Origin of the sequence: Pseudomonas sp. NCIMB 10586, assembly GCF_023127895.1 — a bacterium.
Taxonomy (GTDB): Bacteria; Pseudomonadota; Gammaproteobacteria; order Pseudomonadales; family Pseudomonadaceae; genus Aquipseudomonas; species Aquipseudomonas synxantha_A.
Genome location: NZ_SPKQ01000050.1, coordinates 108,948 through 123,228, shown reverse-complemented (window position 1 = coordinate 123,228; position 14,281 = coordinate 108,948). Strand labels below are relative to the sequence as shown.

Here is a 14,281-nt window from a genome sequence, read left to right as displayed (position 1 = left end):
TCAGTCTCCAAGCGGCAGGCTGTCAGGGCCGCCGCGGTAATCATCCAGGGCCAGCTTGATCCGGCGCAGGCGTTCCTGATTGTCGTCCGGCAAGGCCAGCGCCAGCTCGGTGGCAAGCAGGTCGATGGCCAGTAACATGCCGTAGCGGGCGGCGGTGGGTTTGTAGATAAAGCTGGTCTCCGCCGGTTGCAGCGGCAGCAAGACATCCGCCAGTTCAGCCAGGGGTGAGTCCGCGAGGGTGAGGGCAATAATCCGCGCGTCGTAGTTGCGCGCCAGCTTCACCACATCCAGTAATTCGGGCGTACGGCCGGTGAGGGAACAGACAATCAAGGCGTGTTGCGGGCCCAGGGTCGCGGCCGTGACGCGCATCATCACCGGGTCATGGCAGGCGGCAATCGGGTAGCCCAGACGCACCAGGCGCACTTGCAGTTCATCACTGCACAGGCTGGAGGGGCCGCCCATGCCGAACGCGTGAATCATCCGCGCCTTGCTCAGCAAAGTGACCGCGTCGGCAAAGCTGTGCTGGTTGAAACCGGACAAATGCTGGCGCAACGTCGCTTCGATATCGCCCAGGATTTGCCGATGAAAGGCCGACTGTTCCGGCAGCCCCGCCGGGTCCAGGAAGCGACTGCCCACGCCACTGGCCTGGGCTAGTTGCAGGCGCAAATCGCGCAAGTCACGGCAGCCGACGCTGCGGGCAAAACGCGACAAGGTCGCGGTGCTGACCTCGGCCCGCTGAGACAACGCCTCCAGGCTGGCCGAGGCGGCAAAGCCCACATCCTCAAGCATCAACTTGGCGATACGCCCTTCGCCGGCGCTGAACGAGGCCTGGCGGGCGCGGATCTGGTAGAGGATGTCCATGGAGGCTCCGGTTAGAGGGTCAGGCTCATAAAACCAGTGACAGGCCGTAGGTCAGACCGAAGGCGACCAGCGAAATCAGGGTCTCCAGTACGGTCCAGGTCTTGAAGGTCTGGATCACCGTCATATTGAAGTATTCCTTGATCAGCCAGAAGCCGCCGTCGTTAACGTGAGAAAAAATCACCGAGCCCGCGCCGGTCGCCAGCACCAGCAATTCGGGGTGTGGATAACCCAGGCCCAAAGCAACGGGCGCGACCACCCCGGATGCAGTGGTCATGGCAACGGTGGCCGAGCCCGTGGCGATGCGCATCAACGCAGCGAACAGCCAGCCCATCACCAGCGGCGACAAGTGGAACGCGTGGGCCAGGCCGAGGATTTCATTGGTCACACCGGCATCCACCAGAATGCGATTCAAGCCACCGCCCGCGCCCACCAGCAAGGTGATACTGGCGGTCGGCGCCAGGCACTCGTTGGTGAACTTGAGAATCGACTCCCGGTTGAAGCCCTGGGCCAGGCCCAGGGTCCAGAAACTCACCAGGGTCGCCACCAGCAGGGCGATCACCGAATTGCCGATAAACAGCAGGAACTGATTGAAACCACTGCCCGGGGTGGAAATCACATTGGCCCAGCCGCCGATCATCATCAGTACCACCGGCAACAGGATGGTGCCCATGGTCAGTGCAAAACTGGGCAGGCGAGTACGCGGTTCGCGCTCGATAAACTGGCGCTCCAGCGGGTTCTCGGCCGGCAGGTGAATATGCGGCACGATGAACTTGGCGTAGACGGGGCCGGCGATGATCGCCGTGGGGATACCGATCAAAATCGCATACAGCACCGTCTGCCCGACCGAGGCGTTGTAGGCCAGCACCGCCATCATCGCCGCCGGATGCGGTGGCACCAGCGCGTGCACCACCGACAAACCGGCGACCATCGGCAGGCCGACCATCAGGATCGACACGCCCACGCGCCGCGCCACGGTAAAGGCAATCGGCACCAGCAGCACAAAGCCGACCTCGAAAAACAGCGGCAGCCCCACCAGGAACGCAATGCACACCATCGCCCAGTGGGCATTGCGTTCACCGAAGCGGTTGATCAGCGTACGCGCCACCTGCTCGGCGCCACCCGACTCGGCCATCATCTTACCGAGCATGGTGCCCAGCGCCACCACCAGGGCGATATGCCCCAGGGTTTTACCGACGCCCGCCTCATACGACCCCATGATCGTGTCCGCCGGCATTCCGGCCATCAGCGCGAGGCCGATGGACACCAGCGTAATGACGATAAACGGGTTGAGTCGGTAACGTGCAATCAGCACGATCAATGCAATGATGGCAATGGCAGCGTATGCCAATAGCCCGAAGCCCGGTAATGCGGCCATGCGGTACTCCTCGGAAAGGGTCACGTCGAATTGGTTGTGAAACTCATAAATCATTACCGAGGAGTATTTTCAATTTTCATGAAAGTAATTTTCGCCCACGGACAAGCGTTGTCGCATGGAGATATGTCCAGCGCCAGCCCATGAAAATACGGGGGATGTTCTTACATGAAGATCAGGAATGCCGGAAACTCAAGCGCCGCCCTTGAGTCATAGAATGCGCATCCACTCATGCTCAGGAAACCGCCCATGATTCGCACCACACTCGTCGCCAGCGCCCTGCTTCTCTGCTTGGGTGGCACAGCGTATGCCGCCGACAATGCCGCGTTGAAAAAATGCATGGACAGCGCCAATACCACGGCAGACATGGTCAATTGCAACGCCAAACAAGCCAAGGTGCAGGACGAGCGCTTGAACCGCGCCTACAAGACCGCCCTCGCCGCCCAGGACGGCGCGCACAAGCAGCAACTGCAAGACGTGCAGCGCCTGTGGATCAAATACCGCGATGCCAACTGCGCCTTCGCCGGCAGCGCCACCGGCGGCACCATTGATCAGGTCAACGGCTCCGGCTGCGTGCTGGACATGACCCAGACCCGCGCCCAGGAGCTTGAAGACCTGGTAGGCCCCTGACTGCTGGAGCCGGTCTATTGTGGCGAGGGAGCTTGCTCAGTCATGGTGAACCCTGGCGCGCTTGAGCAGTTTCTTGCAGCGCTCGGATAAATGCAGCACCCGCAGATGCTTACCGGCCTTGGCATAGCGCTCGCGCAACGTCATCAGCGCAGCGATCGCCGAATAGTCGACAACACTCAGGTGGCGGCAATCCAGCGTCACCTGGGCCGGGTCATTGGCCGGGTCGAATTGGTTCAAGAACGGCGTGGTCGAGGCGAAGAACAAGGTGCCATGCACCCGGTAAAGCTTGCTGCCGTCGGCCTCCAGATGTTCATCGGCGTACAGCTCTCGCGCCTGCTGCCAGGCAAAATTCAACGCGGCGATGACGATACCGCACAGCACCGCGGTGGCCAGATCCGTGAACACGGTGATGATCGTCACCGCCATGATCACCAGCACATCATTGAGCGGCACCTTGTTGATCACCCGCAACGAGGCCCAGGCGAAGGTCTGCTGCGACACTACAAACATCACGCCCACCAGCGCCGCCAGCGGAATACGCTCAATCAGCGGTGACAGAAACAGAATGAACAGCAGGATCATCACACCGGCAAACACCCCTGAGAAACGCCCGCGCCCACCGGAGCTGAGGTTGATCACGGTTTGCCCGATCATCGCGCAACCGCCCATGCCGCCGAACAGGCCCGAGACCATATTCGCAGCGCCCAGCGCCACGCTTTCGCGGTCGGGGTAGCCTCGGGTTTCGGTGATTTCGTCGGTGAGGTTGAGGGTCAGCAGGGTTTCCAGCAGGCCGACCATCGCCATCAGGAACGCGTAGGGCGCGATGATGCCGAGAGTGTCGAAGGTCCAGGGGATTTGCGGCAGGGCGAAGGTCGGCAAGCCACCGGCGATATGCGCCATATCGCCCAGCGTACGGGTCGGCAGACCAAGCAGGTACACCGCCAGACCAACGCCAAGGATCGCCACCAACGCGGGCGGCACAGCGCGGGTCAGGCGTGGCAGCAGGTAGACAATCGCCATGGTCACCACAACCAGGCCCGCCATCACATATAAAGGCGTGCCGCTTAGCCAGCGTTCGCCGCTCTTGAAATGTTCCAGTTGCGCCAGCGCAATGATAATCGCCAGGCCGTTGACGAAACCGAGCATCACCGAGTGCGGCACCATGCGCACCAGCTTGCCCAGGCGCAGCAGGCCGAAGGCGATCATGATCAACCCGCCCAACAGTACCGTCGCCAGCAAGTATTCCACACCGTGTTGCACCACCAGCGCAACAATCACCACCGCCATCGAGCCGGCTGCGCCCGAGACCATGCCCGGGCGGCCACCGAACAAGGCAGTGAGGGTGCAGATGATAAAGGCGCCGTAGAGCCCCATCAGCGGGTTGAGGTGGGCCACCAGGGCAAAGGCGATGCATTCGGGCAGCAGCGCAAAAGACGTGGTGAGGCCGGCCAGGGCGTCGGCGCGCAGACGGGTGAGGTTCATGGAGTACCGGGGAATTGCGAGGGATAAGGCGGGGAATGGTACGGAATTGCGGCGAGTGGGGCTAGCCTTCAGGACTGAGTGGCCCCAATCGGGAGCAAGCCCCCTCCCACACGTGAATGCATTCCAAAGTTGGAATTCGGTCAAATGTGGGAGGGGGCTTGCTCCCGATAGCTACACCCAGGTCTCAAGCCAACATCAGACCATCTCGTTGCGAATCCACTCCACCACCGACGTACGCTTGGGCACCCAGCCCAGCAGTTCGCGAGCGTGCTTGCCGCGTACGCGACTGTTGGAGCCCAACCCGTAGTTGGCCATTTCATAGCCCCACTCGGCTTCAGCCTCGGCCAACGGCCAATCCTGCGGTTCGCCCAGGTTCAGCGTCTGGGCAATCGCCGTAGTCATGTCGATAAACGCCGCTTCGCTGCTTTCCACAAAGTAGAAAGTACCCGGTACGTTTTTGGTCAGTGCCAGCAGATACAGGGTGACCACATCCTCAATGTGCACGTTGGACCAGATGTTCTGCCCGCTGCCCACATGGCGCACTACACCGCTCTTGCGTGCCTGCTTGAGCAAGCGTGGCAATTGCACGCTGTCACGCTTCACGCCCAGGCTGTGGCCGTAGATCAGGGTGTTGCAGATCACCGCCGAATTCACACCGTCACTGGCCGCCGCGAGGATCAGGTTGTCGATCGCCACCCGCGCGGCTTTGTCGACGGTCGGCTCAGGCAGGTTGCCTTCGAAGTAGATGACTTCACTGGCCTTGCCGCCCGACGCATCACCGACAATGCTCGACCCGCTGGTATGCAGGAACGGCTTGTTCGAGCCTTTCAAGGCGGCCAGCAAGGTTTCCACGGCGGCGCGATGGTCGCTGCTGGCAGCGTTGATCACCGCATCAGCCTTCTGTGCCTGCTCGGTCAATACGGCTGCGTCGTCGAGGGTGCCGATCACCGGCGTAATGCCCAGGGCGGTCATTTCGGCGGCTTGTTCGGCGCTGCGCACCAGGCCGGTGACGTCATGGCCAGCGTTGACCAGGCCGGTGGCGATGGAACCGCCGATAAACCCTGCTGCACCGGTAACGAATACATTCATGGAGGTTGCTCCTGACTGGGTAAGTGATGCACCCAGTATCCAGCCCCCACTGCTGTCGAATAAGCCCGTACGGCCCAATTCACTCTTGCGTGCAAGTCACGAATCAGCGCGCATACCGAGCCAGCTTGGCCTGAATGAACTCCAGGAAACACTGAATGCGCAGCGCCAATTGCGAGTTGCGATAGAACACCGCGTGGATCGGCTGGCGATAACCACTGTTGAACGCCTCCAGCATGGGTACCAGACGGCCGGCATCGATATCGTCGACCGTCATGAAATTCGACAGGCAACAAATACCCTGCCCCTGCAGCGCCAACTGGCGCACAGTTTCGCCACTGGATGCGCTGACACTGGGCTGGATCAGCCAGCGGTCACCTTCGCCATGACGCAGCGGCCAGTGGTTGAGGGTCTCGGTGTGAGTGAAGCCCAGCAAGGTGTGATCGGCCAACTCGGCAACGGTCGTCGGCGTGCCGTATTGCTTGAGGTAGTCGGGGCTGGCCAGGATATGCAGCGGCGTGCTGCCCAGGGAGCGCGCATGAAGGGTCGAGTCGGCCAGGGTGCCAATGCGAATGGCGATGTCGGTACTTTGCTCAAGCAGGTCGATGATCAAGTCGTCGCTGTTGAGCTCCAACTGGATATCCGGGTACAAGCGGCGAAACTCGGCGATGTACGGCACGATCCCGTGCAGCATGAACGGCACGGCGGCATTGATACGCAGGCGGCCGGCCGGTTTTTTCTGGCGCGACGACAGGCGCTCTTCCAGCTCGTCCATCTGCGCCAGGATCACCTTGGCCTGCTCGAAGAAGTACTTGCCCTCTTCAGTCAGGTCCATGCGTCGCGTGGTGCGGTTGATCAGCGTGGTGTCGAGCTTGGCTTCCAGGCGCGACAGCGTGCGGCTGACCGCAGACGGCGTTTGCCCGACCTTTTCGGCGGCGGCAGAAATCGAGCCGCATTCAATCACGCTGACGAAGATCTGTAGCTCATCGGAACGGGCTTTCACGGGCGGTCCTTCATTTATCGGCTGACACAGGCACGGTCATTATTAACCAGCCAGCAACAAATGGCCTCCCAACAACGCCATGCCCGTGAAAAACCCACGTTTGAACCACAGCGCACTGATGCGTCGGCGAACCACTTGGCCCAGCCACATCCCCAGCAATGCCGGCACCAGCGCCAACACTGACGCACCGATTTCACCACCGCCCAGCGCTCCGCGCCAGGCCAGCCCGGCGGCCAGCGCCAGTGTCGACACCGTGAACGACAGCCCCAGCGCCTGCACCAACTGATCACGGCTCAAGCCCAGCGCTTGCAGATACGGCACCGCAGGGATCACGAAAACACCGGTGGCCGAGGTGATGATGCCGGTGATCAGCCCACACAAGGGCCCCAGCCAGCGCTCGGCCCGGGGCGCGACCTTGAAGGTCGGCAGGAACAAGCCGCTCAACGCATATACCAGCAACGCCGCACCCAACGCGCGGACCACCCACGGCCCACCGTCCATGCCCAGCCACACGGAGCCTAGCCCGGTGCCGCAGAAAATAAGCAACAGCATCGGCCACAGGCGTTTGAGCAAGGCACTCAAATGACCGCCAAACGTCAGCTGCCAGAGGTTGGTGATAGTCGAAGGGATGATCAGCAGAGCCGCTGCCTGCGCCGGTAACATAGCCAGACCGAGCATACCCATGGCTACGGTGGGCAGGCCGAGGCCGATGATGCCTTTGACCGTACCGGCCAGCAGGAAGGTGGTAATGACCAACGCCGTCAGGGTTGGACCGAGGTTTTGGTAAAACGCTAGGAAGGTATTCATGCACCGATTGTGCAGGGCTGGAGAGAGGCTGAAAATTCGCCATATACTGAGGCAGCCTCTTGTTTTTTGTGAGGCTGATGCCGTCATCGCAGGCAAGCCATCTCCCACACTTGAATGTATTCACAGTTCAACATGTGGGAGATGGCTTGCCTGCGATGACGCCCGCCCAGTCACCGGAAACCTGCAGCCATGCACTTTGACCTGATCGACCTGCGCCTCTATCTGCACATCCTCGACAGCGGCAATATCACTGCCGGTGCAGCCCGTAGTCATTTATCCCTGGCGGCCGCCAGCGTACGCATCCGGGCAATGGAGTCTTCACTGGGCATCGCGTTTCTTGAGCGTGGCCGCCGTGGCGTCACCCCAACGCCGGCAGGCAAAGCCCTGGCTCGGCATGCTCGCCTGCTGTTGCAACAGGCCGAACACCTGCAACAGGACCTGGCCGAATACGCCAATGGCGTCAAAGGCCAGGTACGCTTGCTGTGCAATACCACCGCCCTTAGCGAGTACCTGCCTGAATTGCTCGCACACTTTTTGCGCGAGCACCCCAACCTCGATATCGACTTGCAAGAATTGCCCAGCCTGCGCATCACCCACGCCTTGCGCCAGGGCACTGCCGACCTGGGGATTATTTCCGATGCCGTGGACACCCACGGCTTGCAGACCCTGGCGTTTCGCGATGATCCGCTGGTGCTGATCATGCCCCTGGACCACCCGTTGACCCGCCCGAGTTTTATCGACAGCTTGCAATACGACTACGTGGGCCTGGCGGCCAACAGCGCGCTGGCGGTTTATCTGGAAGAACAGGCACTGCACACAGGCTTTCGCTTGCAGACACGCATTCGCGCCGACGGTTTTGATGGGTTGATTCGCATGGTCGCCGGCGGCGCGGGTCTGGGCATCGTGCCGCAGGCAGCCTTGGAGCGCTGGCCGTCAGAACGCCGTTTCAAGGCCCACCCCCTGCAAGAGGAGTGGGCCTGCCGCTCGTTGCTGTTATGCGCACGCTCGTTCGAGCAACTGCCGGGTTACGCCAGGGCTTTGTTCGACGCCTTGGCCCTGCCCTTGCGGAAGAACCCGTAATACACCGCCGACAGAATCAACAGGAACGGCACGCCGAATACCAAGGTCATCTTGAACGCTTCGGTGAAATAGGTGGTGATCATTACCGCCCCCATCAGCACCAACCCCAGCAGCGTACTGTAGGGAAACAGGCGCAACTGGAACGACAACTTCGCCCCGCCATGGCGCTTGCGATAGCGGCGAAAGAACAGGTGCGTGAGGAAGATCATGAACCAGGTGAAGATCGCGCCAAACATCGAGATCGCCATCATCAGGGTGAATGAGCTTTCCGGGTACACCACATTCAAAAGAGTCGCCAGGGCAATGCCCGAGCTGGACAGCAACAGGGCGTTCAGCGGGATGCCATTCTTGCTCAAGGCGCCCATGGACTTGGGCGCAAAGCCTGCGCGAGACAGGCTGAACATCATGCGCGTGGTGATATAGAGCTGGCTGTTCATGGCCGACAGCGCCGCGATCAGGATCACGAAGTTCATCACCCCGGTGGCGCCGGGAATGCCGATGGTCTGCATCACCGTCACGAACGGGCTCTGGCTCTGACCAGCCTGGTTCCACGGCACGATGGCAAGCATCAGCGCCAGGGTCAGCAGGTAGAACACCACCAGCCGCACGATGGTTGCGCGAAAGGCTTTCTTCACCGCCTGCTCCGGGTCGGCCGCTTCACCAGCGGCCACGGCGATCATCTCGACGCTTAAGTAACTGAAGATCGACACGATCACCGCGATCCACATGCCACTCAAGCCATGGGGAAAAAAGCCCTCGTGGGCCGTGTAGTTCTGCACACCGTACTGCGGGTTGCCGGAACCGAACACCACATACACCGCCAGGATGATGAAGCCGACAATGGCGCTGATCTTGATGGTCGAGAACCAGTATTCGAAGTTGCCGAAGGTCTTCACGCTGATCGCATTGAGCACAATCAATACACTGGAAAACGATACGATCCATACCCATTCCGGCACATTGGCGAACCAGTACTTCATGTACATCGCCACCGCTGTGACCTCGGCCCCCACCGCCAGCACAATCGCCGCCCAATAGGCATACCGCACCAGGAACCCGGCCAGCGGGCTGATGTAGAACTCGGCATAGGCGCCAAACGAGCCAGAGGTGGAATGGGCCACGGTCATCTCCGCCAGGCAGCCCATCAGCAACAAGGTGATCAACGCGCCAATGGCGTAGCTCACCAGCACGCTGGGCCCGGCATAGCCAATGGCATAGGCGCTGCCCATGAACAGCCCGGTGCCGATGGCGCCACCGATAGCGATCATGCTCATCTGGCCGGAAGTGAGCTGGCGCCTGAGGCCCAGTTCGCGGTGGGTGATTTCTGCAAAGCCGTTGTCTGGCGTGGTCACTGGAGTGCCCCTTTATTATTGTGATGGTTGCTGCTGGCGGTGAATCCTGTGGGAGGGGGCTTGCTCCCGATAGCAGTGTGTCAGTCACTGATATGTCAACTGACACACCGCTATCGGGAGCAAGCCCCTCCCACATTGGGTCTGTGGTGCTATTAAGTAACGCTGTTTCGGACTTTGAATTGCGGCTGGTCCCAGGTGCAGTTGTCGAGAATTTCACCGAGGATTTCCACGGCGTCCCACACCTCGGTAAAGCTTGTGTACAGCGGCGTGAAACCAAAGCGCATGATCCGCGGCTCACGGTAATCGCCGATCACGCCTCGGGCGATCAGGGCCTGGATCACCGCGTAACCTTCGGGGTGTTCGAAGCTCACATGGCTGCCGCGCCGGGCGTGCTCACGCGGCGTGATCAGTTCCAGACCATGGGCGGCGCAGCGGCTTTCAACCAACGCGATAAACAGGTCGGTCAATGCCAGGGATTTGCGGCGCAGGCTGGCCATGTCGGTCTGGGCGAAAATGTCCAGGCCGCATTCCACCATGGCCAACGAAGTGATCGGCTGGGTACCGCACAGGTAGCGCGCGATGCCGGCGCTGGGGGCGTAGCTCGATTCCATGGCGAACTGACGGGTATGCCCGAACCAGCCTGACAACGGCTGGCGCACCACATCCACCAACGCCGGGTTGACCCACACAAATGCCTGGGAGCCCGGGCCGCCATTGAGGTATTTGTAGGTGCAGCCAATGGCATAATCAGCGCCGGCCTGGTGCAGGTCCACAGGCACCGCGCCCGCTGAGTGCGCCAGGTCCCAGAGGCTCAGCGCGCCACACTCGTGGCTCAGCGCAGTCAGCGCCGCCATGTCGTACATGTAGCCAGTCTTGTAGTTGACGTGGGTGAGCATCACCACCGCCACGTCTGCGTCGATGGCTTGAGGCAGTTCGGCCGGGCTGTTGACCAGGCGCAGGGAATAGCCTTGTTGCAGCAGTTCGGCCAGGCCCTCGGCAATATACAAATCGGTGGGAAAGTTATTCGCTTCGCTGACGATCACCTTGCGCGCCGGGGAGCGTTGACGCTGCACACTCAACGCCGCGCTCAGCACCTTGAACAGGTTGATCGAAGTGGTATCGGTGACCACCACTTCGCCCTCACGCGCACCGATCAACGGTGCGAGGCGATTGCCCAGGCGCTGGGACAAATCCGCCCAGCCTGCGCTGTTCCAGCTGCGAATCAAGCCATTGCCCCACTCTTGGGCGATCACCTGCTGTGCCCGCTCCAGCGCTGCCACCGGGCGCGCGCCGAGGGAGTTGCCGTCGAGGTAGATCACGCCCTCGGGCAGGGCGAATTGGGCACGCAGGGGTGCCAACGGGTCCTGGGTGTCGAGGGCTTGGCAATGGCTTCGAGTGGTCATGGGTCGTCCTGGTTTTTATAAGTGAGGATGGACCAAATAATGAACGAACTTTTAGAGAATTTTCGTGCAAAGTGGTGGGTAAACGGCTATTTAAGCTGTAGGAAATTCGAATTTAATCTCAAAATACGCGGATATCTTCCAAGCATGATTCTCGACGCCACCGACCTGCGCCTCCTGCATTTTCTGCAACAGGATGGCCGTATCAGCAACCAGGAACTGGCGGAAAAAGTCGCGCTGTCACCCTCTGCCTGCCTGCGCCGTTTGCGCTTGTTGGAGAGTGAAGGAATCATCAGCGGCTATCGCGCGGTATTGAATGCCGAACAGTTGGGGATCGAGCTCGAAGCCATCGTGCACCTGTCGCTGCGCCAGGATATCGAGGACTGGCATGAGACCTTTATCAAGAAGGTGCAAGGCTGGCCAGAGGTGGCGAGCGCCTATGTGATCACCGGTGCCAGCAACTATGTGCTGCGGGTGCAGGCACGCAACCTCAAGCACTTTTCGGACTTTATCGTGAACCACCTGAACCGCACGGCGGGGGTGATGGATATTCGCTCTGAAATTGTGCTGCAGAAGATCAAGGATCGGGATGAGGTGCTGGATCTGGTCCTGCGCAAGTAACCCATCACTACAGATCAAATGTGAACTAAATGTGGGAGGGGGCTTGCTCCCGATAGCGGAGGATCCGTTAGTAAATAAGTGACTGACACACTGCTATCGGGGGCAAGCCCCCTCCCACATTCTGCCCGCGCTCAGTCCTCGAGAGCCCGTGTGCGTTGCATGCGCTTTTGCTCCACCGGCGCATCAGCCACCTGCAACTCAAAGTCAAAATCAATCTGCGCAAACCGCCCTTCCACGCCAAATTCCCGCGCCAGTTGCGGATCGTCGCTGAAGCGGATCTCGGCAATCAGTTCATCGCGGGTGGCATAGGCAAAGTCATCATGCAGGTACGGGTCATCCGAGAGGTTGATCTGGGTGGTCAGGTGCCGATGCCCGGGCGCCGAGATGAAAAAGTGGATATGCGCCGGCCGTTGCCCGTGGCGCCCCAATTGGTCGAGCAACTGCTGCGTCGGCCCGGTCGGCGGGCAGCCGTAGCCCGAAGGTACGATGCTGCGAAAACGGTAGTTGCCCTGGGCGTCGGTCTCGATACGTCGGCGCAGGTTGAATTCAGACTGGTTCGGGTCGAACCACGAATAGGTGCCGCCCGTATTGGCCTGCCACACATCGACAATCGCCCCCGCCAATGGCTTGCCCTCGGTATCGCGCACTTGCCCGCGCATGAACAACGGCACCGCGTCGTCCTTGCCATCATCCAGCCGTGCCTCGTATTTGGACAGCGGCGCGCCGGCCACGTACAGCGGGCCTTCGATGGTGCGCGGTGTACCGCCGGACTTGCCCGCCTGCTCATCGGCGGCGTCCATCAACAGGTCCAGGTAATGCTCCAGGCCCAGGCCAGCGGCGAGCAGGCCGGCTTCCTGGTTTTTACCCAGATCATTGAGGTAGTTGACCGCCTTCCAGAACTCCTCGGGGGTCACTTCCAGGTCTTCGATGATGTTCACAGTGTCGCGCAGGATCCGGTAAATCAGCGCCTTGGCGCGCGGGTTGCCCGCGTCATTGAGGTTGCCGCTGGCTTCTTCGAGAAAGCGTTGGGCGTGGGCAGTCTGGGACAGGCGGATGGACATGGTGCACTCCTCATCTTGTAATTATCAGGTTGAAACCGGCTTAGCGGTCGTCCGCATGGATGGACGACGGGTGCCGGCACAGCGCATTCACTTCGATAGCCATGTAAGGAAACAACGGCAGTTGCATCAGCAGGTCATGCAGGTCCTGCACGCTGTCGACATCGAACACGCTGTAGTTGGCGTAGTGCCCGGCGATGCGCCACAGGTGGCGCCACTTGCCCTCTTGTTGCAGGCGTTGCGCCAGGGTTTTCTCTTCGGCCTTGAGGCTGTCGGCACGCTCGGGATGCATGTCGAGGGGCAGGTTCACAGTCATTTTTACGTGGAACAACATGGCAGGCGCCTCTTAGTATTTGTCACGGCTAAAGAACGCCAGACGCTCTTCATCGAGCGCCAGGCCCAGGCCCGGTGCAGTGGAAACATGCAGCTGGAAATCGCGGTACACCGGTGGCTCGGCAAGGATGTCTTCGGTGAGCAACAACGGGCCGAACAGCTCGGTGCCCCACGCCAGTGTGCTCAGCGTAAGGAAGGCATGGGCCGACGCCAGGGTGCCGATACCGCCTTCGAGCATGGTGCCGCCGTACAGGCCGATGCCTGCCGCCTCGCCGATCGCCGCCGTACGCAGCACGGCGCGGGGGCCGCCGTTCTTGGCAATCTTGAGGGCAAACACCGAGGCCGCGCCTTCACGCGCCAGGTTGAACGCATCTTCGACACACTCGATAGACTCATCGGCCATGATCGGCACCGGGCTCGACAGGTTGAGCCGGGCCATACCGCCACGGTTGTTGCGTGAGATGGGTTGCTCGATAAGGTCGATACCGTTGTCGCCGAGCACCTTGCACGCCCGCAGCGCCACGGCCTCATCCCAGGCCTGGTTGACGTCGACACGCACACTGGCGCGCTCGCCCAAAGCTTTTTTGATCGCGATCACATGGGCCAGGTCGCGGCTGACTTCACCGGCGCCGATCTTCAATTTGAAGATGCGGTGACGGCGCAGGTCGAGCATTTTCTCGGCCTCGCTGATGTCCTGTTCGGTATTGCCGCTGGCCAGGGTCCAGGCCACCGGCAACGCGTCACGCACACGCCCGCCCAGCAGTTCGCTGACCGGCAGCCCCAGGCGTTTGCCGAGGGCGTCGAGCAAGGCGCTTTCGATGCCGGACTTGGCAAAGGTGTTGCCGCGAATACTGCGCTCCAGGCGCAACATGGCCGCGTTGATGTTGCTCGCGTCCTGGCCGATCAACAGCGGCGCGAAATGGCGGTCGATGTTGACCTTGATGCTGTCGGGGCTTTCATTGCCATAGCTGAGGCCACCGATGGTGGTAGCTTCGCCGATGCCTTCAATGCCGTCGGTGCACCGCAGACGGATAATCACCAGGGTCTGGTTTTGCATGGTGTGCATCGCCAGCTTGTGCGGGCGAATGGTGGGGAGATCGACGATGAGGGTGTCGATCGACTCGATGGTGCAAATCGGCATGGCAATACCCGTTGGGTTCTTTATAGATTTGCGTCGATTCTGTTCCGCATTTTTT

14 protein-coding genes are annotated in these 14,281 nt (G+C 60.9%); 3 read left to right on the top strand and 11 right to left on the bottom strand.

The genetic code is table 11. The features are described from left to right. Together E4P01_RS24120 and E4P01_RS24115 are read right to left on the bottom strand one after the other, a co-directional pair. Entirely contained in the window at positions 1-861 is an 861-nt protein-coding gene (locus tag E4P01_RS24120) for a MurR/RpiR family transcriptional regulator (RefSeq protein WP_216092095.1), read from the bottom strand. Between the two features lie 25 nt (positions 862-886). Next, positions 887-2,236 (bottom strand): gluconate:H+ symporter, encoded by a 1,350-nt coding sequence (locus tag E4P01_RS24115; protein ID WP_228308955.1) that lies wholly within the window; start codon positions 2,234-2,236, stop codon positions 887-889. Between the two features lie 246 nt (positions 2,237-2,482). On the opposite strand from E4P01_RS24115, the gene E4P01_RS24110 reads away from it, so the two are divergent. After that, positions 2,483-2,863 carry a lysozyme inhibitor LprI family protein gene (locus E4P01_RS24110; RefSeq protein WP_032879519.1) on the top strand — a complete coding sequence of 127 codons (381 nt, stop codon included), beginning with the start codon at positions 2,483-2,485 and terminating at the stop codon, positions 2,861-2,863. Positions 2,864-2,899: 36 nt separating this feature from the next. On the opposite strand, the gene E4P01_RS24105 is transcribed toward E4P01_RS24110, so the two are convergent. The 4 genes from E4P01_RS24105 to E4P01_RS24090 form a co-directional block, all read right to left on the bottom strand. Continuing rightward, complete coding sequence (locus E4P01_RS24105) at positions 2,900-4,345, bottom strand: SulP family inorganic anion transporter (RefSeq protein WP_032879517.1); 1,446 nt, start codon at positions 4,343-4,345, stop codon at positions 2,900-2,902. Positions 4,346-4,540: 195 nt separating this feature from the next. Further along, positions 4,541-5,434: an NAD-dependent epimerase/dehydratase family protein gene (locus E4P01_RS24100; RefSeq protein ID WP_216092096.1), complete on the bottom strand. Its 894-nt coding sequence runs from the start codon at positions 5,432-5,434 to the stop codon at positions 4,541-4,543. A 103-nt stretch (positions 5,435-5,537) separates the two neighbouring features. Continuing rightward, positions 5,538-6,434 carry a LysR family transcriptional regulator gene (locus tag E4P01_RS24095; RefSeq protein WP_078822289.1) on the bottom strand — a complete coding sequence of 299 codons (897 nt, stop codon included), beginning with the start codon at positions 6,432-6,434 and terminating at the stop codon, positions 5,538-5,540. Positions 6,435-6,476: 42 nt separating this feature from the next. Further along, positions 6,477-7,241, bottom strand: a complete 765-nt coding sequence (locus tag E4P01_RS24090) for a sulfite exporter TauE/SafE family protein (RefSeq protein WP_216092097.1) — start codon at positions 7,239-7,241, stop codon at positions 6,477-6,479. Between the two features lie 189 nt (positions 7,242-7,430). Between E4P01_RS24090 and E4P01_RS24085 the strand changes: the two genes are divergently transcribed. Beyond that, positions 7,431-8,321, top strand: coding sequence for a LysR substrate-binding domain-containing protein (locus E4P01_RS24085; protein WP_216092098.1), 891 nt, complete (start codon positions 7,431-7,433; stop codon positions 8,319-8,321). On the opposite strand, the gene E4P01_RS24080 is transcribed toward E4P01_RS24085, so the two are convergent. Next, positions 8,267-9,673, bottom strand: coding sequence for an amino acid permease (locus tag E4P01_RS24080; protein ID WP_103734928.1), 1,407 nt, complete (start codon positions 9,671-9,673; stop codon positions 8,267-8,269). The two genes, E4P01_RS24085 and E4P01_RS24080, sit on opposite strands and share 55 nt — an antisense overlap. Before the next feature lie 152 nt (positions 9,674-9,825). Next, positions 9,826-11,076 carry a kynureninase gene (kynU, locus tag E4P01_RS24075; protein WP_078822293.1) on the bottom strand — a complete coding sequence of 417 codons (1,251 nt, stop codon included), beginning with the start codon at positions 11,074-11,076 and terminating at the stop codon, positions 9,826-9,828. Between the two features lie 144 nt (positions 11,077-11,220). Between kynU and E4P01_RS24070 the strand changes: the two genes are divergently transcribed. After that, positions 11,221-11,694, top strand: coding sequence for an Lrp/AsnC family transcriptional regulator (locus tag E4P01_RS24070; protein ID WP_032879507.1), 474 nt, complete (start codon positions 11,221-11,223; stop codon positions 11,692-11,694). Positions 11,695-11,825: 131 nt separating this feature from the next. Here the strand turns inward: E4P01_RS24070 and catA are convergent, their stop codons facing one another. From catA to E4P01_RS24055, 3 genes are read right to left on the bottom strand one after another with little or no spacing between them, the layout of a single operon-like run. Next, positions 11,826-12,755, bottom strand: a complete 930-nt coding sequence (catA, locus tag E4P01_RS24065; RefSeq protein ID WP_078822294.1) for a catechol 1,2-dioxygenase — start codon at positions 12,753-12,755, stop codon at positions 11,826-11,828. Between the two features lie 40 nt (positions 12,756-12,795). Continuing rightward, a complete protein-coding gene (catC, locus tag E4P01_RS24060; protein WP_032879502.1) occupies positions 12,796-13,086 on the bottom strand; it encodes a muconolactone Delta-isomerase in 291 nt (96 codons plus the stop codon). A 12-nt stretch (positions 13,087-13,098) separates the two neighbouring features. Then, positions 13,099-14,226, bottom strand: coding sequence for a muconate cycloisomerase family protein (locus E4P01_RS24055; RefSeq protein WP_078822296.1), 1,128 nt, complete (start codon positions 14,224-14,226; stop codon positions 13,099-13,101). Between the last annotated feature and the right edge of the window lie 55 nt (positions 14,227-14,281).

Bases quoted from the DNA above. Each gene is read 5' to 3' on its own strand.
- E4P01_RS24120 (WP_216092095.1), bottom strand. From the start codon at position 861: ATGGACATCCTCTACCAGATCCGCGCCCGCCAGGCCTCGTTCAGCGCC.
- E4P01_RS24115 (WP_228308955.1), bottom strand. From the start codon at position 2,236: ATGGCCGCATTACCGGGCTTCGGGCTATTGGCATACGCTGCCATTGCC.
- E4P01_RS24110 (WP_032879519.1), top strand. From the start codon at position 2,483: ATGATTCGCACCACACTCGTCGCCAGCGCCCTGCTTCTCTGCTTGGGT.
- E4P01_RS24105 (WP_032879517.1), bottom strand. From the start codon at position 4,345: ATGAACCTCACCCGTCTGCGCGCCGACGCCCTGGCCGGCCTCACCACG.
- E4P01_RS24100 (WP_216092096.1), bottom strand. From the start codon at position 5,434: ATGAATGTATTCGTTACCGGTGCAGCAGGGTTTATCGGCGGTTCCATC.
- E4P01_RS24090 (WP_216092097.1), bottom strand. From the start codon at position 7,241: ATGAATACCTTCCTAGCGTTTTACCAAAACCTCGGTCCAACCCTGACG.
- E4P01_RS24085 (WP_216092098.1), top strand. From the start codon at position 7,431: ATGCACTTTGACCTGATCGACCTGCGCCTCTATCTGCACATCCTCGAC.
- kynU (WP_078822293.1), bottom strand. From the start codon at position 11,076: ATGACCACTCGAAGCCATTGCCAAGCCCTCGACACCCAGGACCCGTTG.
- E4P01_RS24070 (WP_032879507.1), top strand. From the start codon at position 11,221: ATGATTCTCGACGCCACCGACCTGCGCCTCCTGCATTTTCTGCAACAG.
- catA (WP_078822294.1), bottom strand. From the start codon at position 12,755: ATGTCCATCCGCCTGTCCCAGACTGCCCACGCCCAACGCTTTCTCGAA.
- catC (WP_032879502.1), bottom strand. From the start codon at position 13,086: ATGTTGTTCCACGTAAAAATGACTGTGAACCTGCCCCTCGACATGCAT.
- E4P01_RS24055 (WP_078822296.1), bottom strand. From the start codon at position 14,226: ATGCCGATTTGCACCATCGAGTCGATCGACACCCTCATCGTCGATCTC.